A 23416-nucleotide genomic window follows, 5' to 3' on the forward strand; every position below is an offset into this window, starting at 1 on the left:
AAATGTTATGAATATAATAATAGTATATTTTTTAAAATTTCTTTTAGCACCATTAATAGCTACTGTTGCATTAGTAGTTTTAAATAACATAATTAAAGCAAAAAAAGCATTCAATATTAAAAAGGCAATAGTATTAATACTGTTAACTACTCTTATACTTATTGCTCCTGTTTTTATTAGTTTATTAAAATATGAATTTGTTTGGATAGGGTTAGTACTTACAGTTTTATGTTATGTTTTTTTGGGAGTCTTCTTTACTTTCTTTACAAATACAAAGTTTTACAAGTCTATTGGAATTGAAAATAAATTTCATACCCTGTTTTTTATTTTTATAATCATAATTCTTTCGGGGTGGTTATACTACTTAATTTTTGAGAAAATAAGTGGTCTTCCCTATGCTGTTTGGGCTATGTTATCTGTAATCTGGTTTGTTTTACCTTTTCTATACAACATGTCGTTAAGTTATTTTCTAAGCATCTCTAAGCCATTTTACAAAGCATGGAATGTATCTAATGATGAGGCGAATAGTTTATACTGGGATAATGTAGATGTATTTAAATTAATTCAAGTAACGGTTAAAATTAAAAGAACTCCTGAAGATGTGAATTACAGTTCCTTTTCGGTAAAATTACCACTAGAAGTCTCTGTTGGTATGTGGTTCAACCGTTTTGTTGAAGACCAAAATTTTAGGTTTCCGGATAGAATGATAGATACAAATATAGAAGGAGAACCTATTGGTTGGATATTTTATACAAACAAGTGGTTTAACGTTCCTCTTTTCACCAAAGTACTAGATGCAGAAAAGGATGGAAGGTTTAATAAAATTAGAAATAAGCAAACTATTTATATTAGAAGAACAACAATAAATACTATTGATAATGAATAAGAAGATGAATCATTTACCTGTAAATTGGACTGACGGAGTTAAAATATCTGCAGAACATTTTTTTAAAAGTTATAACAATGTCGTAGAAACTATTAAAGATTATAGTTCGGTTTGTCTTAAAAGTTATGAATACGGATTGATTGAAAGAACGAGTAACTTTGAAAATTTACAACTGGAAGCTTTAACGGATGGGGATAATTCTTTAACAATTAAACTTAAATCTTGTAACGCAATTACACAAGAAGGGTATAGAATCATTTATCATCCTGATTTATATGGGGAAGACTCACCTTCTGTAACCCTAAAAACTTCAGATTTTGATAGAACCGAAAGTGAAGAGTTTTATGTAATCTTAACATTATCTCCTTTTGAGTATTTACCTGTTGGAATGCCAGATCCTGAAGTTTTGCCTTTACATCACCCACATGTGTTACCTAAATTAGTATTGCACACTGTTCCTGTATCACAAACGAATACAAGTTTTTTAAAAGAGCACTTTTTAGTGGTATCAAAAATTTTATGGGTAAATGGGTTGTTTTCAATTGATCAAGATTATATACCACCAGTGGTTAATCTTTCCGCTAATGAGCAATTAGAAAGTTTTAGCAAAGGGTTGTTACAGGTTCTTATTAGCGTTAAAAATTATACTGTCAAGGTTTTTAAGAAGAATAATGAGCAAAGAAATAATAATAAACTGGTTACAAATACATTTTTAATTTGTGAAAAGCTACAAGATTATTACAGTAATAATATATTCAATTTAGAAAATATATCTTTTAAAAACCCTCCAATCTATTTAGTAGATAGGTTAGTTGTTTTAGCAAACAAGCTTTCTATTTGTTTGAGTATTATGAATGATAAGGAGAAAGAGGAATTGCTTCAATATTATTACCAATGGACAGATATTAAACCTTCTTATATTCTTGATTTAATAGCGGATACTGTAAATGTTAAGTACAATCATATAGAAATTTCTGAGACTTTTAGCGTGTTGAATAGGTTTGTAGCTATGCTAGAGCATATTTTTAGAAAAATGAGTGAACTAGAATACATAGGACAAAGAAAAGATAACATTGTAATTAATGAAGAGTCTTTAGGTCAATTTAGTGGAAGTAAAGGAAGAAATAGTACTTGGAGTATAATTGATTAAAACTAAATTTTTATGAAAGCTCTAAATTATAAAGATAGAAGAAAACAATTCTGGAGGTTCTTTTTGTCATTTTCTTTTACAACGATAGTGCTATGTTTTTGTTTTTATGCCACATTAGTTATTGCTGAAAGAGGTATGGTTCTTATTGAGAATAAACAATCACACTATAACGATGTCTTTAAAAAGCAAGCCATGTTAAATTTTAGAATGGAAGAACTTTTTAAAAATTTATATAGCTTAAAGAATAAGAGAAGAAGTATTGGAGAGTATAGGCAAATGCAGAAGATTATTACAAATGCTAGAATTGAAATTAGACAAGATATTGATAGTACAAAAGCTGAAAATCAATATTATAAAATTTATGGAGAGTTTTTGTCTGAAATAAGAAATATACAGTCGCTTTTAGAACAGTATAATACAGAAGTAGATGTAAGAGAAGTAAACAAAGAGCAGTTAGAAAAATGTAGAGAAAAGTATAAGGATTTAAATAGAAAATAGAGCTATGGATAAAATGGATAAATATGAAGTTTTTTGGGAAAAAATAAGATTCTTTCTGCTGTTTCTAATACTTTCAACAGGAGTGTTTATCATACTCACCAAATTTATTTTTAAAGTACCAGTTGTAGAGAGCAAAGAACTTCTTAATAGTATTGATGCTTCTGAAGAGGTTTTTGATGTGCAAGAAAATTACACAGAGCGTATCAAAAGCACCCATAAAAAGATTCAAGAAATCCCTTTTGATGTAATACAAATTCAGGTATTAGATGAACTGGACAAAGAAATACAACAGTATAAGAGAGTGTATAGGGATAATGATATGAACAACAGATACATTTTTGGAGTCCAATCATCAAAAATACTTAAGATGTTTTATGATTTAAGTGAGGAGTTCAATGCTGTGAAAAGAAATAATAGAGTTCTTAAAGAGAACTTAGAAGAATGTAAAGCAAATATTTAAAAACTAGAAAGATGTCTAATAAACTCAAGCTAGCAATATTAATATTTATTGCTTTATTACTACTAGCATTAGCAATATTCATACCGTATAAATCAAGACTTAGCAATTTAGATTTTTATGTGTCTGAGTCTAATAATAATTATCATTTTGAAGTTGGAGAAAAATTATTTTTTCTTCTAAATGATACAACTCTGGTAAATGGAAGAGATGTTGTATGGCATATGGGAAATGGCGATTCTATTGTTAAGGCAGGAAACATAGATTATAAGTACCCCAAAGATGGAAAATATTTAGTGTCTATTGCTGTAAATGATAAATTTATAACCTCTAAAAAAATAGGGGTTGTTTCATTACCAAAATTATCTCCTAGAGATTCTTTAGTGAAAATACATGGTGTTGATGAAGGTTATGCCGGTGAAGAACTAGTGTTTTTTACAGAGGGAAAAGGGATTAACACATGGTACTGGGAGTTTGGAGAAACAGGAACAGTAGATGCCTATGAAAAACAAGTAATTTATAGGTATACTAAGCCTGGCGATTATAGAGTAAAACTTCAAACAAACACCTTAAAATACCCTATATATCACTACATAAGAATTTTACCACGATTTGAAAAGGTAGAAGAATTAGAAAAAGTAGATTCTTTAGGGGTGGTGCAAAATGATATCAGAAAAAGACTTCAAGCAATTGCTGATAGTAAGGTTACAGATAGGAGCACCTTTTATAAAAACCTAAACTATATTAAAAACAATTACACATGTAATCAAGCTGAAGATATACTTGTAATTGTAAATGGAGGTCGCTATAATGACTTTTTTAGTTATTGTCAAGGATTACATTATCTAGAGAATAAGAAAAGAAGTAAAATAATTATTAATAAAGTTGAAATAGATACAATTAAATGTTTCAAAAGACTAAACGTAACACAAAGTTTATTACAATAAAAAAGTACAACAACTTAACATTTTTTGTTTTACTCCTTTCACTATATTCTTTTCCTATTATTTCTCAAACTATAGGAACTTATGATAAAATTGAAAAAGTAAAGGCAGGTAAATTTAACTACTTAAAAAAAGTTGATGTAAAGTATGATGAGTCTGTAAAAATGGTTTTTTCAGATCGAGAAAACAATTCTTTTTATAAAGGTCCATACGTACAAGAAAAGTTTAAGAAAAAGGGCTTGCTTACACCGTTATATGTGATTGATGAAAAAGAAGGTTCTTATGAGGTGGTAGTAGCTAATCCTGATCAAGTAGGTAAACCAAAAGGTATTTTTTCCATGTTTTATGGAGACAAGTATAATTTTAAAGATAAAGAACAAGTAGAATATTTAGGATGGATACCTATAAGTAATGTAATTAACTATAACCATTCTTTTCTCGAAGCTTGTAATAATAAACCTATAAAATACAAAGTAGGTACCGATAAAGTTTCAAGGCTTTTTGATTTAGAATCGTATATGGAGGTTGACTCTGTTAATGTGTATAAAGATCCATTCTTTAGAATTAAATCAACAAAAAAATTACTGTCAAATCAAATAGTATATGCCTATAAATACGACGAAAAAGGAAAAGCTGTTTTCGTATCTAATCAACCAGTTTTAAAAGATTCTATTTCTCAAACTGTAGGCTGGATACCATCAAATCTAATAACACCTATAGGCCAAAATCAAGTATATGTTATCCAAAAAACAGATAGTTTATTTGCAGTTTGTAATAATGATACGGTAAAACTTGCTGGAGATGATATTTATTCAAAATACTTGTATACGGGTTCTAAAAACTTAAAATCAGATATAACTAATGATTTAATAGCCCCAGTTTATGTATGGAATCATGATAAAAATAAATTAATTAATGTAAAAGGGAATAGCTTTTACACCAAGGAAATAAAGTTTATGAAAGAGGAATCTAAAGTAGTTAACCTCCACTTTATTTCTAAGAGCGAAGACAGTGAACATTTGAAAAAAATACTAAACTCGTTACAAAGTTTATATATATCGTTGTTTAAAGAATCTTCAGATATTCAATATAATTTTTCCGCAATGTTAATTGATAAAAAAGGAACTTCAGTGTTTCAAAAATCAACTTCTTTTTCTGAGTGGATTAATTTTATTGAATCAGTTATAGAAACTGGTTTAAATAATTTAAATGTTGAGTATACTACCAAAACAATGTCTATACCTAATGCCGTTGATTATGCAATAGACAATTTTTCGGATGATAAAAAACGCTTCGAAAATAACTTTTTTATCATCGCATCCAGCAGAGAAAATAGCAACGATGTAAGTAAGCAAAAAGACTCTTTTTTTGAAAAAATAGCTAAAAAGTCACCTAAAATTATCTTTGCTCAATTGGATAGTGATAAAAGTGCTAAATCTCAGAATTATATATTAGGAAGCAAAGAGTTTTTATACAAAACAGGGAAGTTTTATAATGAGTTCATTAAAAATTTTATTGTAGATAATAAGATTATTGTAGAACACAATATTTTAAAAAATATATCTACTGATGAAGACAATGTTTATGTGTATGACGCACCCGACAATAGCTTGTTTAACGGAGGTGTTGTTTTCCCTGGAATTGAAAATACATTAACACCAGTATCTTTAGAAACAACGATAGATTCTATTTTAGATAGATCTAATTTAACGAATGACAAACTTATTTCGTCTTTAAATTATTTTAATAAAAAGTTAGGTGTACTAAGAAGTGAACCAACAGCTACTGTAAAAGCAAAGTATGAAGAAATAGCTACAGATAGCTTACGGCTTTTTCAATTAAACAGAAATAACTTACACGAGGTACTTTACCAAAAGGTCTCATTACTTAACGATAGCATTCTTAAAAAAGGATACATATTGGATAAAGACGAAATTATAGCATTGATAGAAAATTACCGCAGTACATTTCCTCAAATGGCTAAACCCATTACTCGAAAGAAAAGAAGGGTGATGAAGCGTCTTTATCAAAAGCAAATAAAAATAGCAAACAAAGCAGCTTATAGGTATGTTTTAACTAGAAAAACTACTATAGCCGATTTGTTTTATTTTAAATCAGGCATACCATTAAACCACAAAGGATACTATTGTTTACGAGTACATAAGTTGCCTAGAAAGAAAGTTGAAAGAAGTGGTTTTGAAAAATTTTATTTTCAGCAGTACGAAAAAATAAATAACTTAGAAGAGTTGTTTTTAAAGAACAAATTGCAAAAAATAGAAGAAGGCTATAAAAAAGAAGTATTTTTTATACCTTCAGAACTATTACCATAAAAAGAAGGTGAAACCCCAAAAAATGCAAAATTGAAAAGATGAATGTTAAAGCAAAATTATTTGTATGCGGAGAAGAAAGAGAACTTTTCGCTACCAATTTAGACTACAATCGAATTTCTGATGTAAACGGTAAACTTACCTCTGCACTATTAGGGGGTATTATTACTGTAACCTTTGAATCACAAATGTATGATGATAGTTTTATTGAATGGATGATTGCAGATAGAAGAGAAAACAAAAAAATCCACTATCCGTTTAATCTCTATCAGTTAAGAGATGGTAAAGTAGTTTTTTACGAAGATGATTTTGAAGGATTAGAACTTTTTGAGTATAGTTTTAAAGATGCTACTCTTATAAATTATCAAGAAAAGTTTTGCAATCAAAAAGGTATGTATGTAACGCTAACCATATCGCCTGCAATGCAAGATTATCGATTTTTCAGAAACTCAAGCTGGAATCAAAAAAGTACTACTCGTTATATCAAACATTGGCAAGAAAGCTATGTGCCAATAAAAGAAGCTGCACCTTATAAAGCTAAAGAAGATACAACACCTCGATTTACCTGTTACTATACCGATTTACAAGGCAATAAACAAGCCGAACCACATACAGGAGAAGAAGTGTACTTAGTATTGAAAACAGAAAATGCTATTGGGAAAACAATTGATATCGATTTAAGTGACCATACCAAAGATTTTATATACAATGATAAGGTTATCGAAAACGATATTATAAAAGATTTTAAGGTAACTAGTAGCGAACATAAACTTAAGTTACGCGTAGTAGTTCAACAAGAAGGAGAAAGAGAAACAATACAAAATTAATTAGCTATGGCAACACTAACCGTAAAACCAAGTAATACTTTAGGTATTAAAATCCAACGAGTAAAAAAAGCCTATTTAGCAAAAAAAGAAATCATAGGCTCAGAAAAAACTGGAGAAACACATAGTTACACTTTTAAGGGAACCAATAATACAAGCACTAAAGCTCGTAAAGAGAAGACTGCAACAATTATTTATGAAAAAATAAAGAGCTCTTTACAAAAAACAAAACAGCAAACTACTGTTAAAGATATAGTAGAGGTACTTGGAAAAGATTCATATACAAAAGGAGATTGTATTGAAATTCCTTTAATTCTTCCAAAAATAAAATTTATCAGACTTGATGATGCTATTTTAGGTGAAGAGGTACATATGGTAGTAGAAACGGAAAATATGGCTAACAGAGAGGTGAAAATGAATCTTAAACAAGCTGAAGGAGATTGTTTGCAAGCTAAAGGTAGTCCTATTGTTTTACAGAAAGAAGGGAAAAAAATTATTTTAGTAAAAACTTGTGTGGGTAGATATGCAGAACAGCAAAAAAATAATATATCAAACTCAAAAGATTTTGAAAATTATGCAATAGAGGCAATAACATTGCTACCCAAAAATGAGGAAAAGCAAAAGAAATATAAGGAAGCATTAAACAAAACACCGGATAAAAAAACAAAGTTGTTTATGGTTATTGATGCGGAACCAAAAGATCAAAATTGGTTTGAGGTTAAGTATGAAGAAATAGTAGAGAATAGACCTAATCTTTGGTATTATGGTGAGGAAAAATGGTTTGAGTTAAAAAAAGGATGTGATTGCGGAGAAGAATTTCAATCAAAAATAAAGTGTACTAGATATAAATATAAAACAGACGATGAAGGAGTCAAACATTATTGGTATGGACCATATTATAAAGGAAGCAAATCAATAGAGACTTTTTCACATTGGGATACTATGATTGCAAATAAAGAGTTGACTAGTAATGAAAAGACAATTATGATTTATATGTCACCAAATGAAGGTAACTTCGATTCTGTTCAGTCATATGATAGTGTTGCGCTAACCGCAGGAGCAATGCAAAAGACTATAAATAATAAAGGAAATGGAGAATTACCGAGACAAATTTGGGAATTTAAGCAAGAAGAACCAGAGCTTTTTCAAAAATATTTAGGATCTTGTTGTAAATGGACTGTTGAGAAAACAGATACAAAGGCTGGTAAATTTTGGGGAGAAAATGAAAACTATACAATGTACTATGAGAAACCAGATAAAACAAAGATTACAGGGAAAGAACTAAAAAAGTTTATTCGTAAAGAGTTCAATAAGGATAATTATGGAAAAAGTAATATTGCTTCTACGGCAATTTTACCAATTATAAAATTAATGCTGGACGAAAAATATTTACAAAAACAAATCAAAGATTTTAAATTTAGGTTAGATTATTCCTTATCTACAAAAGTTAGCAATTATAAAATTAGCGAGTATTTTAAATCAAATTTTGGTAGAGCTTTGGTTTTAGACCAACATGTAAATGCCCCAGCATGGGTGCAATCAGATTTTCAATCATCGCTTAATAGATTCTTTAACAAAAAGGATAAAGAAATAGATGATTTTAACAAGAAAGAGAGAGATGAAAATAAGCATAAAGCCAAAATTTCAAGAAACCCAAATGATTGGGGAAATGATCACAGTACTTATGAAAATGAAATAATTAAAGATTATGGTACGACACGACGTGGGACAGATATGAAGAATAGATACAATAAAATCAAAAACAAAGCAGGGAAATGATAAATAAGAATTTTTTAACGATTTTATGCTTTAGTTTATGCCTGATTTTTTCATGTAAGAAACCTGAAAAAGTAAGGAATATTGAGCCATTAAACACAAAAAATGAAAAACAAGAATTATTACCATCATTTAAGATTGATTTTAAATCAGGTAATAATAATATTCTTAAGATTAAACTAAACGACAAAGTAATTAATGATACAATAAAAAACCCATTAATTGCTGATGTTAGTGTAACTTCATTAAGTGATAGTATTTATAAACTTAAATTTCAATATGGAGTTGGAAAAACAATTGAGATTTGCAATTATTTGTTGAATTTAAATTCTAAAAGTATAATAAAAAGAACCTCTTATTCAGCTGATTCTAATGAAGCTAATGTGTCTAACGGAGGGTTAAATTACCCGATAGACAAAAACTTTTCGAGTGATTTCTTGTATGATTTAAATTATGTTAATGGTAAGTCAGTTTACTTTGCATTTGAATTAAATTCAAATAAAGAAAATGGTTATGCAGATTTAAGACCATATTTTAATCTCGTAGAAAAACTTTTTAAAGCTAAAGATATTGATAAATTAAAATTAGCTTGTGATATAGAAGTGATTGATGTAGTCAATCAGTATTGTCCTGTTTATAATAAAAATTATTTAACCATGTTTAATGATATCGGTTATTTTCTTGAGCAATCGGGTCTATATGAAGAATCCGTTTATATTCTTGAAGTAATCATAAAAGAGTTTCCAAACAGGACAGTTGCATATATTAATTTAGGAGATGCATATTGGGGCTTAGGTAAAAAAGAGGAAGCTAAACAAGTTTATAAAGTTTATGTTGAACAGATGAAAGCTAAAAACAAAGAACGTAAAATACCAAGTCAAGTCTTAGAAAGGATAAAAGAATAAGTTTGTTATATTTTTTCAGAACATATAATAAATGGTTTTGTTTAGAATAAAATAATAGTAGAGTTCTCTCAGCTAAATAAAAAGGCTTTCAATTAATTGAAAGCCTTTTTATTTTTACGTTCTTTGTTAATGTTAAACTTTTTTTAATCTTTTGTGTTTTAGTGAATAAAGACATTACATTTACCGATTAAACATTAATACAACTAATAAAAACGATGAAAAAAATACTTTTTTTCCTGTTATTGGCTTTTGGAAGTACTTCATTTGCACAGGTACATGATCCAGTAAAATGGACTACTTCAGTTAAAAAAATATCTGATAAGGAGGCTGAATTAATAGCTGTAGCTACCATACAAAAAGACTGGCATTTATACTCGCAAGAAATTCCACAAGGAGGACCAATTCCTACCTTATTTACATTTGAAGGAGATGCAAGATATTTAAAGAAAGGAAATACAAGTGAAGGAGAAGGTCATGTAGTAGATGATCCAATCTTTGAGATGAAGATTAAATATTTTGATACCAAAGCGGTTTTTACTCAAAAAATTCGATTAAAAACGGCAGATAAATTTACGGTGAAAGGAGCGGTAGAATACATGGTTTGTACAGGTGAAAACTGTTTGCCTCCTAAAGAAGTAACTTTAAGTTTTAACGTAAATTAATCTTTTCTCCCCTTTTAATACAATGAAAAAAATAATAGCACTTCTCTTTTGTTTAGCCATTAGTTTTAAAGCTGTAAGCCAGATTTACAACCCTATTTCATGGCAAACAAGTGTCGAAAAAATTTCAGAAAACACCTATAGTTTAGTTAGTACAGCAACAATTAAAGAAGGTTGGCATTTGTACGCACAAGAAGTTCCCAAAGGTGGACCTATTCCCACAACGTTTACATATGATGATGAAGGTGGTAAAATTAAGATTGTAGGAAATACTTCGGAACCTGAAGGAAAAATTAAGTTTACCACACTTTTTAGTGACGAAGGAATGAATATTAAATCGTTTGCTAACAAAGCAGTTTTTAAACAAACAATAGAACTAGTAGACGAAGCAGTAACACAGGTTAACGCTTTTGTAGAGTTTATTGCCTGTACAGACGAACAATGTTTGCCTCCAAAAGAAATAGATTTAAGTTTTGATTTAACAAAAGCAACAGCTGTTAAGGCTACAGTAGGTGATAAAAAAGAAACTAAAGTTACGTCAGTAGAAAAATTAAAAGAAACAAAAAAAGAAGGAAAGAGAGGTTTATTGGGGATTTTCTTCATAGCCTTTTTATCAGGATTTGCTGCTTTGCTAACTCCGTGTGTGTTTCCAATGATACCGATGACAGTAAGCTTCTTTACCAAACAAAGTAAAAGCAAATCAGCAGGAATACGTAATGCGATTATTTATGGAATATCTATTATAGCAATTTATGTGTTGTTAGGGTCTGTGGTAACTGCGGCATTCGGAGCTGATGCCTTAAATGCACTATCAACCAACGTATGGTTTAATATAATTTTCTTTTTAATCTTAGTAATTTTTGCAGTTTCTTTCTTAGGAGCTTTTGAGATTACTTTACCAAGTTCTTGGGCAACCAAAGTAGATTCACAAGCAGATAAAGGAGGTTTAATAGGAATTTTCTTTATGGCATTAGCCTTGGCAATAGTTTCGTTTTCATGTACGGGACCTATTGTTGGGACTTTATTAGTTGAAGCTGCTTCTAAAGGAGGAATAGCTCCTATTGTAGGGATGTTAGGATTCTCTTCAGCAATAGCGTTACCATTTGCATTATTTGCGGCATTCCCAGGATGGTTAAATTCGTTACCAAAATCTGGAGGTTGGTTAAACACAGTAAAAGTAGTTTTAGGATTCTTAGAATTAGCCTTAGCCTTTAAATTTTTATCAAATGCCGATTTAGTATTGCAATTACACTTGTTAGAAAGAGAAGTGTTTATAGCTATCTGGATTGCAATTTTTGGAGCTTTGGCTTTTTATTTATTCGGAAAAATACAATTACCACACGATAGTCCAATTACTCACATTTCTGTAGGAAGGCTAAGTTTAGGATTAATCGTATTATCATTCACTATTTATATGGTTCCTGGTTTATGGGGAGCACCGTTGAATTTAATCAGTGCTTTTCCACCACCACAGCATTATAGTGAATCACCTTATGGAGTAGGGTTTACTAAACAAGGAACGACAAGTATCCAAGAAAATAGCCATGAAGCTTTACCTGAAGGAGCACATTTGATGCCTCCACACGATATCGTGGCTTTTCATGATTATGACAAAGGGTTGGCTTATGCTAAAAAAGTAGGGAAACCAGTAATGATTGATTTTACTGGGCATGCTTGTGTAAACTGTAGAAAGATGGAACAAAACGTATGGGTTAAACCAAAAGTTTTAGATGTCTTAAAAAATAAAGTGGTATTAATTTCTTTATATGTTGATGACAAACGACCATTGAAAAATGATGAGGTGGTTGAGTCAAAATTAAATCCGGGAAAGAAATTAAAGTATATTGGTCAAAAATGGAGCGAACTACAAACAATTAAGTATAAAGCAAATTCACAACCATTTTATGTGTTGATGAATCACGATGAATCTAACTTAATAGATCCTGTAGCTTACACACCCGATGTTGATGAATATCACAGTTGGCTTCAAGAAGGAATTGCTAACTTCAAAAAATAATTATAAAAAAGCATCTTAGATTCTAAGATGCTTTTTTATTAAAAACTACTATGCTAATTTTGATGAAACACTGTAAGTGACTCTTTTACAGCTGTATTTTGAAATTGTCTATATAATTCGTACCTTTGCACCCTATGGTAGGTACTACACACGAGAAAAAAAATCAACGAGTTTTCACATTTAACTTCCTTGTGTTCCGCAATCAGTCGGACAAGTTTATTCCACCAGGATTCTAATTTATTATTGCTTTTCTAAAAAGGAAAAGATTTCTAACGTATGTAAACAATTGTATGCTCTATTTTAATTGATAGAACTACAAATTGTTTTGGACCTTACGAGTATCGATTTTTAATATTCGTACACTTTTCGCAAAAGTATATACTGCGCTAACAGATATAAAACCCCGTAGGCTTTGTATTAATGTTTATATAACTTCAATAAAACGAAATGTTTAGCTGAAGTTATTTACTGTTAAGCATAGTCCTATTTATAAAAACCAACATATGACATTACATACTTACGATGCTTTTAATCGTATAACTCCACTTGAAATAGAAAGAGTAGCAAATTTTTTATACAAACATCTCGAAAATTACGGAGATGCAAAATCGGCAATACGCAAAGCAATTGAGTATGCGGCTAAAGAACGAACAGGATTAGGTGGAGCGATTTTTACTATAGAGGATAACAAAGAAATTGTAGGTGCGGTAGTAATTAATAAAACAGGAATGGATGAATATATTCCTGAAAACATTTTAGTGTATATCGCTACTCATAAAGAGTATAGAGGAAAAGGGATTGGTAAAAAAATCATGAAGTATGCTATTGAAAATTGTCAGGGTGATATTGCCTTGCATGTAGAAAAAGATAATCCAGCAAAATTCTTATATGAAAAACTAGGATTCACTACTCCGTATTTAGAAATGAGACTAAAACGATAATATGAGACAGTTAAAAATAGTAAAACAAGTTACCAATAGAGAATCGAAGTCTATTGAAAAGTACCTACAGGAGATAGGGAAAATTGATTTGATTACTGCTGATGAAGAAGTTGAGTTAGCTCAAAAAATTAAAGCAGGTGACCAAAGAGCTTTGGAAACATTGGTAAATGCGAATCTTCGATTTGTTGTTTCAGTAGCAAAACAATATCAAAACCAAGGTTTACGACTTTCAGATTTAATTAATGAAGGAAATATTGGCTTGGTTAAAGCTGCCAGACGTTTTGATGAAACACGAGGATTTAAGTTTATATCCTATGCCGTTTGGTGGATACGTCAATCAATCTTACAAGCTTTGGCAGAACAATCACGTGTAGTACGATTACCGTTAAATAAAATAGGTAGCATAAGCAAGATAAATAAAGCGGTATCAAAGTTAGAGCAAAGTAATGAGCGAACACCTACACCAGAAGAGATTGCTAAAGTTTTAGATATGACGGTTTCTGAAGTAAAACAGTCTATGAAAAATTCAGGAAGGCATATATCTATGGATGCTCCTTTGAAAGAAGGTGAAACTTCTAATTTATACGATGTTATAAAAGCAGCCGAAGCGCCCAAACCTGATAAAGAGCTAATACAAGAATCATTACGATTGGAAATTAGTAGAAGTTTAGAAACATTAACTCCAAGAGAGTCGGATATCATCAAACTATTTTATGGTTTAGAAAATTACAGACCGATGAGTTTGACGGAAATAGGAGAAACGTTTGATTTAACAAGAGAGCGTGTTCGTCAAATTAAAGAAAAAGGAATTCGAAGATTAAAACAAAAATCAAGAACTAAGGTGTTACAAACATACTTAGGGTAAACAACAGATAAAACTAATTATAGAATACAATATGTTAATAATACAGGTAAAAGAAGGCGAAAACATTGACAGAGCCATTAAACGTTACAGAAGAAAATATAGGAATACAAAAGTTTTGCGAGAAATAAGAGAAAGAAAGGAGTACACCAAACCGTCTGTAAGTAAAAGAGAGCAATTAAAAAAGGCGCAATACAAAGAACAATTTTTGCTAGAAAAAGAAAAATAAGATATGGATATACATTTTATCGACCTCGTTATTTTTATAACATATCTCGTTTTTATGCTTGGAGTAGGAGTTTACTTTATGAATAAAAACAAATCACAAGAAGATTATTATGTAGGAGGAAGAAATATGTCGGCAGGACATATAGGTTTATCAGTAGTAGCAACCGATGTAGGAGGTGGTTTTTCTATAGGACTGGGTGGTCTTGGTTTTTTAATGGGACTCTCGGGTAGTTGGATGCTTTTTACAGGGTTATTGGGTGCTTGGATAAGCACCGTTTTTTTAATCCCCAAAATATACCCTATAGCAAAAAAACATCACTTTTTAACGTTTCCTGAATCTTTAGCTTTTCATTATAACACAAAAGTGGCATTGATTGCAGGAATTATATCTTTAATAGGATATATAGGTTTTACAAGCTCACAAATTTTAGCTGGAGCCAAATTAGCCTCTGCAACCTTTCCATCCATATCTATAATTGATGCAGTTTTAATTATGGGGGTTATTGCTGTGGTTTATACTGTTATTGGCGGAATTAAAGCTGTAATTTATACCGATACCATACAGTGGATTATATTGATGTTAGGTTTAATAGGAATAGGAATTCCTATTGGATACTTAGAAATAGGAGGGTGGAATGCAATTAGAGAGGTGTTACCTGCTAAGTTTTTATCACTTTCCAATATATCATTCATTGATATGTTTAATTGGGTTATTACCATTGTACCTATCTGGTTTGTTGGAATGACTTTGTATCAACGAATTTATGCGTGTAAAGATGAAAGAACAGCAAAAAAAGCATGGACAATTGCAGGACTTTTTGAATACCCAGTAATGGCTTTCATGGGAGTTGCTTTAGGATTGTTTTCGAGAGTGGCTTACGAACAAGGAATGTTCATCTCAATTGGGTATGCACCAGACTCTAATATGGATGCCGAGTTAGGTTTACCATTGTTGTTAAGAAGCATTTTACCAGTAGGGTTGATGGGCTTAATGATGTCGGCATACTTTTCTGCAATTATGTCAACTGCAGATAGTTGTTTAATGGCGGCATCGGGGAATTTAACTACTGATATTTTTGGATATTTTAAGAAGAAAGTTAGTATTAAAAACTCACAGATTATTACATTTTTAATTGGTGGATTGGCTATAATCTTAGCTACCATGATGCAAAATGTCCTAGAGTTAATGTTATATTCATATGCTTTCATGGTTTCAGGATTATTAGTGCCGGTTTTAGGGACGTTATTTCTAAAAAAACCATCATCCATAGCAGCATTTTATGCAATGATTTTTGGAGGGCTTACAACATTGATATTGATTATCTTAGAGGTGGGATTACCATTCGGGTTGGATGCTAATTTCTTCGGAATCACAATATCAGCCTTGGTGTTTTCTATAATCCAAATAATGAGAAAAGAAAAATAGTGGAAGCATTAAAAAACAACTTAGAAAAAATTAGAAAAGAGTTACATACATATCCAGAAGTTTCTGGAAAGGAGTATGAAACTCAAGAAAGAATAAGAACATACTTAACAAAGTATAGTTCTTGTAAAGTTGTTGAGGTAGCTAATACTGGTATTGTAGCAGTTTTTGAAGGAAAAGAAGCTGGTAAAACAATTATGTTACGAGCTGATATTGATGCATTGCCGATTCAAGAAAAAAATAATTTTCAACATAAATCTAAAAAGAAAGGAGTTTCTCATAAGTGTGGTCATGATGGGCATACAACTGTCATAATTGGAGCAGCAAACATGCTCACTAAGTACCCTATTGAGAAAGGAAGAGTGTTGTTACTTTTTCAGCCTTCCGAAGAAAATGGGAAAGGTGCAGAAGCTGTTTTAAAAGATCCTTTTTTCAAAAATTTAGAAATAGATTTTGCCTTTGCGTTACATAATTTACCAGGCTTTACTAAACATGAAATTGTGGTAAAAAGCAATACATTTACAAGTAATGTAAAGAGTGTAGTAATTAAACTAAAGGGTAAAACAGCACATGCTGCTGAACCCGAAAAAGGTTACAATCCTTCAAATGCAATTGCCGAAATATTAATTTTTGCAGAGCTAGAGAGTAAAAATTTTCCGGAAGCGCAAGATTTTTTATTGGTAACTCCAATTTATATTACAATGGGAGAGAAAGCTTATGGAGTTTCAGCAGGTTACGGTGAAGTACACCTCACACTTAGAAGTTGGGATACCAATTTAATAGAAGGAAAAAGGGAAAAACTAGAGGTGTTAATTGATCAGTTAGAGGAAAAATATTCTTTAACCATCGAAACTTCATGGTTTGAAGAGTTTCATTCAAATAAAAATGATGAAGAGGCTGTGTCAATTATTAAAAAATCTGCAGAACAGAATAAATTATCAGTAAATAATATTAAAACTCCATTTAAATGGGGAGAAGATTTTGGGTTGTTTACTCAAAAATATAAAGGAGCAATGTTTGGTTTAGGAGCAGGAAAAGACACACCAGCATTGCACAATCCAGATTATGATTTTCCTGATGATATAACTATGACAGGGGTAGAACTTTTTCATACGATAGTAAAGGAGGTTTTAGGTTCATGATACATACATCATACATAGAGGTTTCAGAATCGGCTATTGAGAATAATATCCGTTTTATAAAAAATCATTTAGGTGAAGACGTGGTGTTTTCTTCTGTGGTTAAAGGAAATGCTTACGGACATGGAATTAGAACCTATTGTACCTTAGCTTATAAATATGGAGTTAAACATTTTAGTGTTTCAGATGCTAATGAAGCTTATGAATTAAAAAAGGCCTTACCTCAAGATGACATTTCTATAATGATAATGGGAATGATTGATAATAGTCAGTTAGAATGGGCTATTGAAAACAATATTGAGTTTTATGTTTTTGAAAAAGATAGACTTGAATCAGCGGTTTATGCAGCAAAAAAACTTCAGATTCCGGCAAAAATTCATTTGGAAGTTGAAACAGGAATGAACCGAACAGGGTTTGTTATGAAAAACATACCTACTATAATCAAGTACATTCAAGAAAATTTAGAATATGTTATAGTAAAGGGAGTTTGTTCTCATTTAGCAGGAGCAGAAAGTATTTCAAATTATAAACGAATTACCGATCAGCAAAAAAAGTTTAGAAACACAATCAAAAAGATTAATCAATATGATTTTTTAAATCCTGATTTTCATTTAGCGAGTTCGGCAGCGAGCATTCGATATCCTAAGACTAGATTTGATCTAGTAAGAATAGGTATTCTACAGTTTGGTTTTTTCCCAACAAAAGAAATTTTAGTACACTATTTCAACAAACATAAAATTTTCGAATCACCGTTGCAAAGAGTCATTTCTTGGAAAACTAAGGTAATGGATGTAAAAACTGTAAAAGCAGGTCAGTTTATTGGTTATGGAACCTCGTTCTTTACAAATCATGAAACAAAAATTGCAATTATACCAGTAGGATATTCATCAGGATATAGCAGGTCGTTGAGTAATAGAGGTAAAGTTTTAATTAGAGGAAAAAGACACAATATTATAGGAACGGTAAACATGAATATGATGGCTGTAGACGTAACTTATGCAGAACATGTGGAAAAGGGAGATGAAGTTGTGTTAATAGGAGATCAAGGAGATAGAGAAATCACGGTATCGTCATTTAACGATTATATACAAATAATTAATTACGAGTTACTAACTAAATTACCAGATAATTTACCAAGAATTATAACGAAATAATATGGCAGAATTAATAATACATTCTGAGAGAATAAAACAGAATATAAAAGATTTAAGCGACTTTTTTAAGTCAAATAATATAGAATGGAGTTTAGTTACTAAGGTGTTTTCAGGAGATAAAATGTTTTTGAAAACGATCTTAACTAAAGATGTAATTAAAAATATAAACTCAGTAGGAGATTCAAGGTTGACAAGTTTACGTAATTTACGAGCTGTAAATCCAGATTTGAGAACCATTTATATAAAACCTCCTGCTGAAATATATGCAGATGAAGTAGTAGAATATGCCGATATTTCTTTGAATAGTTCATTATCTACCATAGAGGCTTTAAACAAAGCCGCTAAAAAGAAAAAGAAAATTCACAAAATCATTATTATGATTGAGTTAGGGGAGTTAAGAGAAGGTGTTAGAAGAGATGATATTTTAGATTTTTATGAAAAAGTATTTAACTTATCTAATATTGATGTGATTGGTATTGGTTCAAACCTTGGTTGTATGTATGGAGTGGAACCTACGTATGATAAATTACTCCAGTTATCATTGTATAAAGAATTGATTTCAGCAAAATTCAATAAAGAATTGAAGTATGTTTCTGGAGGAACTTCCATAACCTTACCATTGATAGAAAATAAGGTAGTACCAAAAGAAATTAATCACTTCAGAATTGGTGAAGCTGTATTTTTTGGAGTAAGTCCGTTAGAAAATAAACAGTTTAAGAATTTACATACCGAAACCTTTGAGTTTTATGCTAATATTATAGAGTTGAAAGAAAAAAAGTTAGTGCCAGATGGTATTATAAATGAGGCGAATATTGGACATACTATAGATTATGATGAGAGTAACGTACAAGAAACTTCTTACAAAGCTATTTTAGATGTTGGTTTGTTGGATGTGGATAAAGATGATATTGAGACAGATGATAAGGACATTTCTTTTGTAGGAATTACTTCTGATATGTTAGTGATTGATGTAGGTTCTAATAAAGACACATCAGGAAATGTAAAGTATAAAGTAGGAGATAAAATTAAATTTAAACCTAGTTATATGGGAGTTGCGAGATTGTTAAGCTCAAAATTTATAGATAAAGTTTATGTAAATGACATGTAAATGTCTGCTATTTTGTTGTTTTAAAAACTCAAGAGTTTGTAGCTCTTGAGTTTTTTTATGTAAAGCGTTCAACATGAAAAGGAGTGATGTTTACACTTGTTTTTTTATGCGAAATAATTTCAGAAACTAATTTACCTGTTGCAGGTCCTAAACTCCATCCCATCATAGCATGACCAGCAGCTACTGTTGCATTTTTAATTTTTGAAAGCCTACCAATATATGGCAAACCATCAGGAGAACAAGGACGTAAACCACTTTCTATATCCTTTCTTTCTTGTTGATTAATTTGTAGTCCGTTATAATAACTCTCAGCAGCATTCGCAATAGTATTAACTCTTTTAGTATTGATTTGACTGTTAATACCAGCAATTTCCATAGTACCACCAAAACGCGTAAAACCATTCATAGGTGTAACTGCGACTTTAGCTTCTGTTAAAATTGCAGGAATATGAATACCCGTTTCTCTTTTTACATTAATTCGATAGCCTTTCCCTGCTTGTACAGGAATGGTTATTCCTAGTTTTTTAGCTAGTTTTTGAGTCCATGATCCTGTTGTAAGTACAAACTCATCAGCGGTAATGGTATTGTTTTTTGTATTGATTGATTTTATTTCTCCTTCTGAAATTTGAAAATCTATGACTTCTTCGTTTGCTAAGAAAGTTACATTATTGCGCTCTAAATAGGATTTCATTTTTAGCATAAATTCATTCGGGGTCATGTGCGCATCAGAATGATAATATACAGCACCTTTAATGTTTAAATCTATATTGGGTTCTAGTTTTTGAGTTTCTTCCTTTGTAAGATGTTCAACTTTTAATCCTTCTTTTATAGCAAGTTTCCCAACATTCCATTCTTCTTCACCCATTTTATCAGTTTTATAATACATCATTAAACCTTTGTGTTGGTAATGAAAATCGAAATCGTTTAAAGTTTTTAATTCTTCATACAAATCTCTACTAAACAGATTGATGTTTTTAATAACAGGAATAGAACTAGCTACTTTTTTAGGCGTTGCTGATTTTTTAAATAACCATGTCCATTGTAAAAAATCGTACTCTAAACGAGGTTTGATTGAAAAAGGACTGGTTGAACTCAGCATCCATTTAATACCTTTATTAATCATTCCTGGAGCTGCTAATGAAATAATATGACTAGGAGTAATAATCCCTGCATTTACATAGGAAGCACCAGATGAAAAATCAGATTTATCAATAACAGTAACTTTGTATCCTTCTTTGTGTAAATAATATGCGGAACATAAACCGATAATTCCTCCGCCAATAATAACAACTTCTTTATTCATAAAATATCTCTCTACTGCGCTAGAGATGACATGTCGTTCTTATAAATTATTAAATTACTTGAAAACCGTGTGCGTATGGATCATCTTCATCATCGATAATAATGTTGTTATAACCATACACTTTAGCCCATCCTTTAATACTTGGAATAATAGCTTGTTTACCATCTAAGGTAGTTTCTTTTTCAACACGACCTATAAACTTACTTCCAATATAACTTTCGTGAATAAATTCTTCATCAAGTTTCAATTTTCCTTTAGCATATAGTTGCGCTAAACGCGCTGAGGTTCCTGTACCACATGGACTTCTGTCAATAGCTTTATCTCCATAAAAAACAGCATTTCTACCAGATGATGTTGAATCAATAGGATTACCTGTCCATAACATATGTGTTACATCTCTGATGGTGTCATTTTCAGGGTGGATAAACATATTGGGATATTTTTCATTGATTCGATCTCTAACAACTTGAGAATATTGTACAATTTTGGAAGCAGTAAAATCGTGTACACCTGAGAAGTTTTTTTGAGGGTCTACAATTGCATAATAGTTTCCACCATATGAAACATCAAAAGTAATTTCGCCTAGTTCAGGGCATTCTACTGTTAAACCTTCTGCTGCTAAATAACTCTTAACATTGGTTAAACGAACCCAGTTTACTTTTTTACCAGTTTGTTGGTATTCTATTTCTACCAAACCAGCTGGAGCTTCCATTTTTATTTTTCCTGGAATTTTTGGTGTTACTAGCCCTTCTTCGATAGCTATGGTAATGGTTCCAATTGTTCCATGACCACACATGGGTAAACATCCAGATGTTTCAATAAATAAAATAGCAAAATCGTTTTCGGGATTATGAGGAGGGAATAAGATTGAACCACTCATCATATCATGTCCACGAGGTTCAAACATTAAACCTTTTCGAATCCAGTCGTATTCTTTTAAAAAATGCTGGCGTTTCTCGCTCATATTAGCCCCTATTAAGTTAGGACCACCACTTGCAACAACTCTTACAGGATTTCCACAAGTATGTGCATCTACGCAAAAAAAAGTTTTTCTCATGCTAAATTGAAGTGCCAGCTTGTATTCTTTCGTAGAAAAACCCCTTCAAATTTTTCTATTTAAGGAAGACGATGCTGGCTTTTTCAATTTCTTTAGCTGAGCCAAAGATATAGTATTGGACTCAGTGATATTCTAAAGAAATTATTAAATTATTATTATGCTATTTGTTCTTTTGTTAGCGTGCCGTTAATAGAACGTAAAATTTGTAAAGGGTTCTCGTTCTTTAATTCATCTGGTAATAAATTGTTGGGCCAATCTTGATAACTAAATGGTCGTACCCAACGTTTAATTGAGTTAACTCCAACAGCAGTAAATCGACTGTCTGTTGATGCTGGATAAGGTCCTCCATGAACCATAGATGGGCAAACTTCTACACCAGTTGGGACTCCGTTAAAAATAATTCTTCCAACTCTATTTTGTAAAGCGGCAATTACAATTGGATAATTTACAGCTTCATTATCATCAGAAATTACGGTTCCTGTAAGTTGACCTTCCAAGCTAGAAATAATTTCTTCTAATTGCTTTTCATTTTCACATTGTACTACTATAGAATAAGGTCCAAACACTTCTTGATGTAAAGTTGGATTTTCTAAAAACGTTTTTCCTTCAACAGTAGTAACTATTTGAGAGGCATAATTAGCTTGTACTTCTTTAGCGTAGTTTGCAACAATGGTAATTCCTTGTTGTGAAACGGCTTTTGCTTTGTTGTTCTCGTAAGCTCCTATAATATTAGGATGTAGCATACAAGATGGGTTAATTTCTACAATTTTATGAGCTAATGAATTGACAAAATTATTTAAGCCATCACTTTTTATTCCTAAAATTAATCCAGGGTTGGTACAAAATTGTCCTGTACCTAACGTAATAGAGTTAGCATAGGTGGTAGCTAAACTATCAGCTCTATTTTCTAGAGCTTTAGGTAATAGTATAACAGGATTAATACTTCCCATTTCAGCAAAAACAGGAATGGGTTCTTCACGTTTAGCAGCTAAGTCCAATAACGCTCTACCTCCTCGAATACTTCCAGTAAAACCAACAGCTTTTACTTTTGGATGAGAAACTAATTGTTGACCGACTTCTATACCACTTGAATTTAAATTAGAAAATATACCATTTGGCATTCCTGTTTTTTCAGCAGCTTTGATTATGGCAGATGCAATAAGTTCACCTGTACCAGCATGCATAGGATGTGATTTTACTATAACTGGACAACCAGCAGCTAAAGCAGCAGCTGTATCACCACCAGCAGTAGAATAGGCTAAAGGAAAATTACTTGCTCCAAAAACAACTACAGGTCCTAATGGAATATTTAGTTTGCGAATATCTGATTTAGGTAGTGGCTCTCTATCTGGAATAGCAGTGTCAATTGTAGCGTCTACCCATGAACCTTCTGAAACTAAGTCGGCAAAAGAACGGAGTTGAAATACAGTTCTTCCTCGCTCTCCTTTAGCGCGTCCTTCTGGTAAACCAGATTCAGAGCAATAGGTTTGAATTAGCTCATTATCTAAAGCTAAAATCTCATCAGCAATCGCATTTAAAAATTCCGCTTTTTTCTTTCCAGAAATAGTTCTGTATGTTTTAAATGCTTCAGAAGCTAAATTTACAGCATCATTAATTTCTTCGGAAGTAACTTCAGTAAAAACAGTTTCATTTCCCTGATTTAATTCAGGGTTGAATGTTTTGTAAGTTATGGTTCCTAAAGCAGATAATTGATTTCCTATATAGTTTTTTCCTGTAATCATATATAAAGATGGGTTA

The 23416-nt window shown here is 31.2% G+C and carries 21 protein-coding genes; 18 read left to right on the top strand and 3 right to left on the bottom strand.

Annotated elements, in window-relative coordinates:
* Positions 1-7 precede the first annotated feature (7 nt).
* The 18 genes from ACQY6M_RS07865 (at position 8) to ACQY6M_RS07950 (ending at position 19298) form a co-directional block, all read left to right on the top strand.
* On the top strand, positions 8-886 hold the full coding sequence (locus tag ACQY6M_RS07865) for a TssN family type VI secretion system protein (RefSeq protein WP_428740659.1): 879 nt from the start codon (positions 8-10) through the stop codon (positions 884-886).
* A complete protein-coding gene (locus ACQY6M_RS07870) occupies positions 879-2036 on the top strand; it encodes a hypothetical protein (RefSeq protein WP_428740658.1) in 1158 nt (385 codons plus the stop codon). Before ACQY6M_RS07865 ends, ACQY6M_RS07870 begins: the two co-directional genes overlap by 8 nt.
* A 12-nt stretch (positions 2037-2048) precedes the next feature.
* Positions 2049-2534, top strand: a complete 486-nt coding sequence (tssO, locus tag ACQY6M_RS07875; RefSeq protein ID WP_428740657.1) for a type VI secretion system TssO — start codon at positions 2049-2051, stop codon at positions 2532-2534.
* A 4-nt stretch (positions 2535-2538) separates the two neighbouring features.
* Entirely contained in the window at positions 2539-2994 is a 456-nt protein-coding gene (gene tssO, locus ACQY6M_RS07880; protein ID WP_428740656.1) for a type VI secretion system TssO, read from the top strand.
* An 11-nt stretch (positions 2995-3005) separates the two neighbouring features.
* A complete protein-coding gene (locus tag ACQY6M_RS07885) occupies positions 3006-3938 on the top strand; it encodes a PKD domain-containing protein (RefSeq protein WP_428740655.1) in 933 nt (310 codons plus the stop codon).
* Positions 3896-6265, top strand: coding sequence for a type VI secretion system protein TssR domain-containing protein (tssR, locus tag ACQY6M_RS07890; RefSeq protein ID WP_428740654.1), 2370 nt, complete (start codon positions 3896-3898; stop codon positions 6263-6265). Before ACQY6M_RS07885 ends, tssR begins: the two co-directional genes overlap by 43 nt.
* 38 nt (positions 6266-6303) lie before the next feature.
* Entirely contained in the window at positions 6304-7089 is a 786-nt protein-coding gene (gene tssD / locus ACQY6M_RS07895) for a type VI secretion system tube protein TssD (RefSeq protein WP_428740653.1), read from the top strand.
* A 6-nt stretch (positions 7090-7095) separates the two neighbouring features.
* Positions 7096-8865 (top strand): hypothetical protein, encoded by a 1770-nt coding sequence (locus tag ACQY6M_RS07900; RefSeq protein WP_428740652.1) that lies wholly within the window; start codon positions 7096-7098, stop codon positions 8863-8865.
* Positions 8862-9767, top strand: a complete 906-nt coding sequence (locus tag ACQY6M_RS07905) for a tetratricopeptide repeat protein (protein ID WP_428740651.1) — start codon at positions 8862-8864, stop codon at positions 9765-9767. The genes ACQY6M_RS07900 and ACQY6M_RS07905 overlap by 4 nt, the downstream gene beginning before the upstream one ends.
* Positions 9768-9982: 215 nt before the next feature.
* On the top strand, positions 9983-10429 hold the full coding sequence (locus ACQY6M_RS07910) for a protein-disulfide reductase DsbD domain-containing protein (RefSeq protein WP_428740650.1): 447 nt from the start codon (positions 9983-9985) through the stop codon (positions 10427-10429).
* 22 nt (positions 10430-10451) lie between these two features.
* Entirely contained in the window at positions 10452-12443 is a 1992-nt protein-coding gene (locus ACQY6M_RS07915; protein WP_428740649.1) for a protein-disulfide reductase DsbD family protein, read from the top strand.
* A 503-nt stretch (positions 12444-12946) separates the two neighbouring features.
* Positions 12947-13384, top strand: coding sequence for a GNAT family N-acetyltransferase (locus ACQY6M_RS07920; RefSeq protein WP_428740648.1), 438 nt, complete (start codon positions 12947-12949; stop codon positions 13382-13384).
* 1 nt (position 13385) lies between these two features.
* The gene (locus tag ACQY6M_RS07925; RefSeq protein ID WP_428740647.1) at positions 13386-14249 is read left to right on the top strand and encodes a sigma-70 family RNA polymerase sigma factor; all 864 of its coding nucleotides are present in this window, start codon (positions 13386-13388) and stop codon (positions 14247-14249) included.
* Between the two features lie 31 nt (positions 14250-14280).
* Entirely contained in the window at positions 14281-14475 is a 195-nt protein-coding gene (rpsU, locus tag ACQY6M_RS07930) for a 30S ribosomal protein S21 (RefSeq protein WP_428740646.1), read from the top strand.
* A 78-nt stretch (positions 14476-14553) separates the two neighbouring features.
* Positions 14554-15900: a sodium:solute symporter family protein gene (locus ACQY6M_RS07935; RefSeq protein ID WP_428740645.1), complete on the top strand. Its 1347-nt coding sequence runs from the start codon at positions 14554-14556 to the stop codon at positions 15898-15900.
* Positions 15900-17039 (top strand): amidohydrolase, encoded by a 1140-nt coding sequence (locus ACQY6M_RS07940; protein ID WP_428740644.1) that lies wholly within the window; start codon positions 15900-15902, stop codon positions 17037-17039. Before ACQY6M_RS07935 ends, ACQY6M_RS07940 begins: the two co-directional genes overlap by 1 nt.
* A complete protein-coding gene (alr, locus tag ACQY6M_RS07945; protein ID WP_428740643.1) occupies positions 17036-18190 on the top strand; it encodes an alanine racemase in 1155 nt (384 codons plus the stop codon). Before ACQY6M_RS07940 ends, alr begins: the two co-directional genes overlap by 4 nt.
* 1 nt (position 18191) lies before the next feature.
* Positions 18192-19298 (top strand): alanine racemase, encoded by a 1107-nt coding sequence (locus tag ACQY6M_RS07950; RefSeq protein WP_428740642.1) that lies wholly within the window; start codon positions 18192-18194, stop codon positions 19296-19298.
* Between the two features lie 55 nt (positions 19299-19353).
* On the opposite strand, the gene ACQY6M_RS07955 is transcribed toward ACQY6M_RS07950, so the two are convergent.
* The 3 genes from ACQY6M_RS07955 to ACQY6M_RS07965 form a co-directional block, all read right to left on the bottom strand.
* Entirely contained in the window at positions 19354-20601 is a 1248-nt protein-coding gene (locus ACQY6M_RS07955; protein ID WP_428740641.1) for an NAD(P)/FAD-dependent oxidoreductase, read from the bottom strand.
* Between the two features lie 49 nt (positions 20602-20650).
* Positions 20651-21658 (bottom strand): 4-hydroxyproline epimerase, encoded by a 1008-nt coding sequence (locus ACQY6M_RS07960; protein WP_428740640.1) that lies wholly within the window; start codon positions 21656-21658, stop codon positions 20651-20653.
* 155 nt (positions 21659-21813) lie between these two features.
* Positions 21814-23400 (bottom strand): aldehyde dehydrogenase (NADP(+)), encoded by a 1587-nt coding sequence (locus tag ACQY6M_RS07965; protein WP_428740639.1) that lies wholly within the window; start codon positions 23398-23400, stop codon positions 21814-21816.
* Positions 23401-23416 lie beyond the last annotated feature (16 nt).

Source organism: Tenacibaculum sp., assembly GCF_050290165.1.
In the GTDB taxonomy this organism is placed as follows: domain Bacteria; phylum Bacteroidota; class Bacteroidia; order Flavobacteriales; family Flavobacteriaceae; genus Polaribacter.

Excerpts from the sequence above, each read along its gene's own strand:
- ACQY6M_RS07960 (WP_428740640.1), bottom strand. The coding sequence starts at position 21,658 with ATGAGAAAAACTTTTTTTTGCGTAGATGCACATACTTGTGGAAATCCT.
- ACQY6M_RS07920 (WP_428740648.1), top strand. The coding sequence starts at position 12,947 with ATGACATTACATACTTACGATGCTTTTAATCGTATAACTCCACTTGAA.
- tssO (WP_428740656.1), top strand. The coding sequence starts at position 2,539 with ATGGATAAAATGGATAAATATGAAGTTTTTTGGGAAAAAATAAGATTC.
- rpsU (WP_428740646.1), top strand. The coding sequence starts at position 14,281 with ATGTTAATAATACAGGTAAAAGAAGGCGAAAACATTGACAGAGCCATT.
- tssR (WP_428740654.1), top strand. The coding sequence starts at position 3,896 with ATGTTTCAAAAGACTAAACGTAACACAAAGTTTATTACAATAAAAAAG.
- ACQY6M_RS07865 (WP_428740659.1), top strand. The coding sequence starts at position 8 with ATGAATATAATAATAGTATATTTTTTAAAATTTCTTTTAGCACCATTA.
- ACQY6M_RS07915 (WP_428740649.1), top strand. The coding sequence starts at position 10,452 with ATGAAAAAAATAATAGCACTTCTCTTTTGTTTAGCCATTAGTTTTAAA.
- ACQY6M_RS07965 (WP_428740639.1), bottom strand. The coding sequence starts at position 23,400 with ATGATTACAGGAAAAAACTATATAGGAAATCAATTATCTGCTTTAGGA.
- ACQY6M_RS07900 (WP_428740652.1), top strand. The coding sequence starts at position 7,096 with ATGGCAACACTAACCGTAAAACCAAGTAATACTTTAGGTATTAAAATC.
- ACQY6M_RS07925 (WP_428740647.1), top strand. The coding sequence starts at position 13,386 with ATGAGACAGTTAAAAATAGTAAAACAAGTTACCAATAGAGAATCGAAG.
- ACQY6M_RS07935 (WP_428740645.1), top strand. The coding sequence starts at position 14,554 with ATGAATAAAAACAAATCACAAGAAGATTATTATGTAGGAGGAAGAAAT.
- alr (WP_428740643.1), top strand. The coding sequence starts at position 17,036 with ATGATACATACATCATACATAGAGGTTTCAGAATCGGCTATTGAGAAT.
- ACQY6M_RS07885 (WP_428740655.1), top strand. The coding sequence starts at position 3,006 with ATGTCTAATAAACTCAAGCTAGCAATATTAATATTTATTGCTTTATTA.
- tssO (WP_428740657.1), top strand. The coding sequence starts at position 2,049 with ATGAAAGCTCTAAATTATAAAGATAGAAGAAAACAATTCTGGAGGTTC.
- ACQY6M_RS07955 (WP_428740641.1), bottom strand. The coding sequence starts at position 20,601 with ATGAATAAAGAAGTTGTTATTATTGGCGGAGGAATTATCGGTTTATGT.
- ACQY6M_RS07950 (WP_428740642.1), top strand. The coding sequence starts at position 18,192 with ATGGCAGAATTAATAATACATTCTGAGAGAATAAAACAGAATATAAAA.
- ACQY6M_RS07910 (WP_428740650.1), top strand. The coding sequence starts at position 9,983 with ATGAAAAAAATACTTTTTTTCCTGTTATTGGCTTTTGGAAGTACTTCA.
- tssD (WP_428740653.1), top strand. The coding sequence starts at position 6,304 with ATGAATGTTAAAGCAAAATTATTTGTATGCGGAGAAGAAAGAGAACTT.
- ACQY6M_RS07870 (WP_428740658.1), top strand. The coding sequence starts at position 879 with ATGAATAAGAAGATGAATCATTTACCTGTAAATTGGACTGACGGAGTT.
- ACQY6M_RS07905 (WP_428740651.1), top strand. The coding sequence starts at position 8,862 with ATGATAAATAAGAATTTTTTAACGATTTTATGCTTTAGTTTATGCCTG.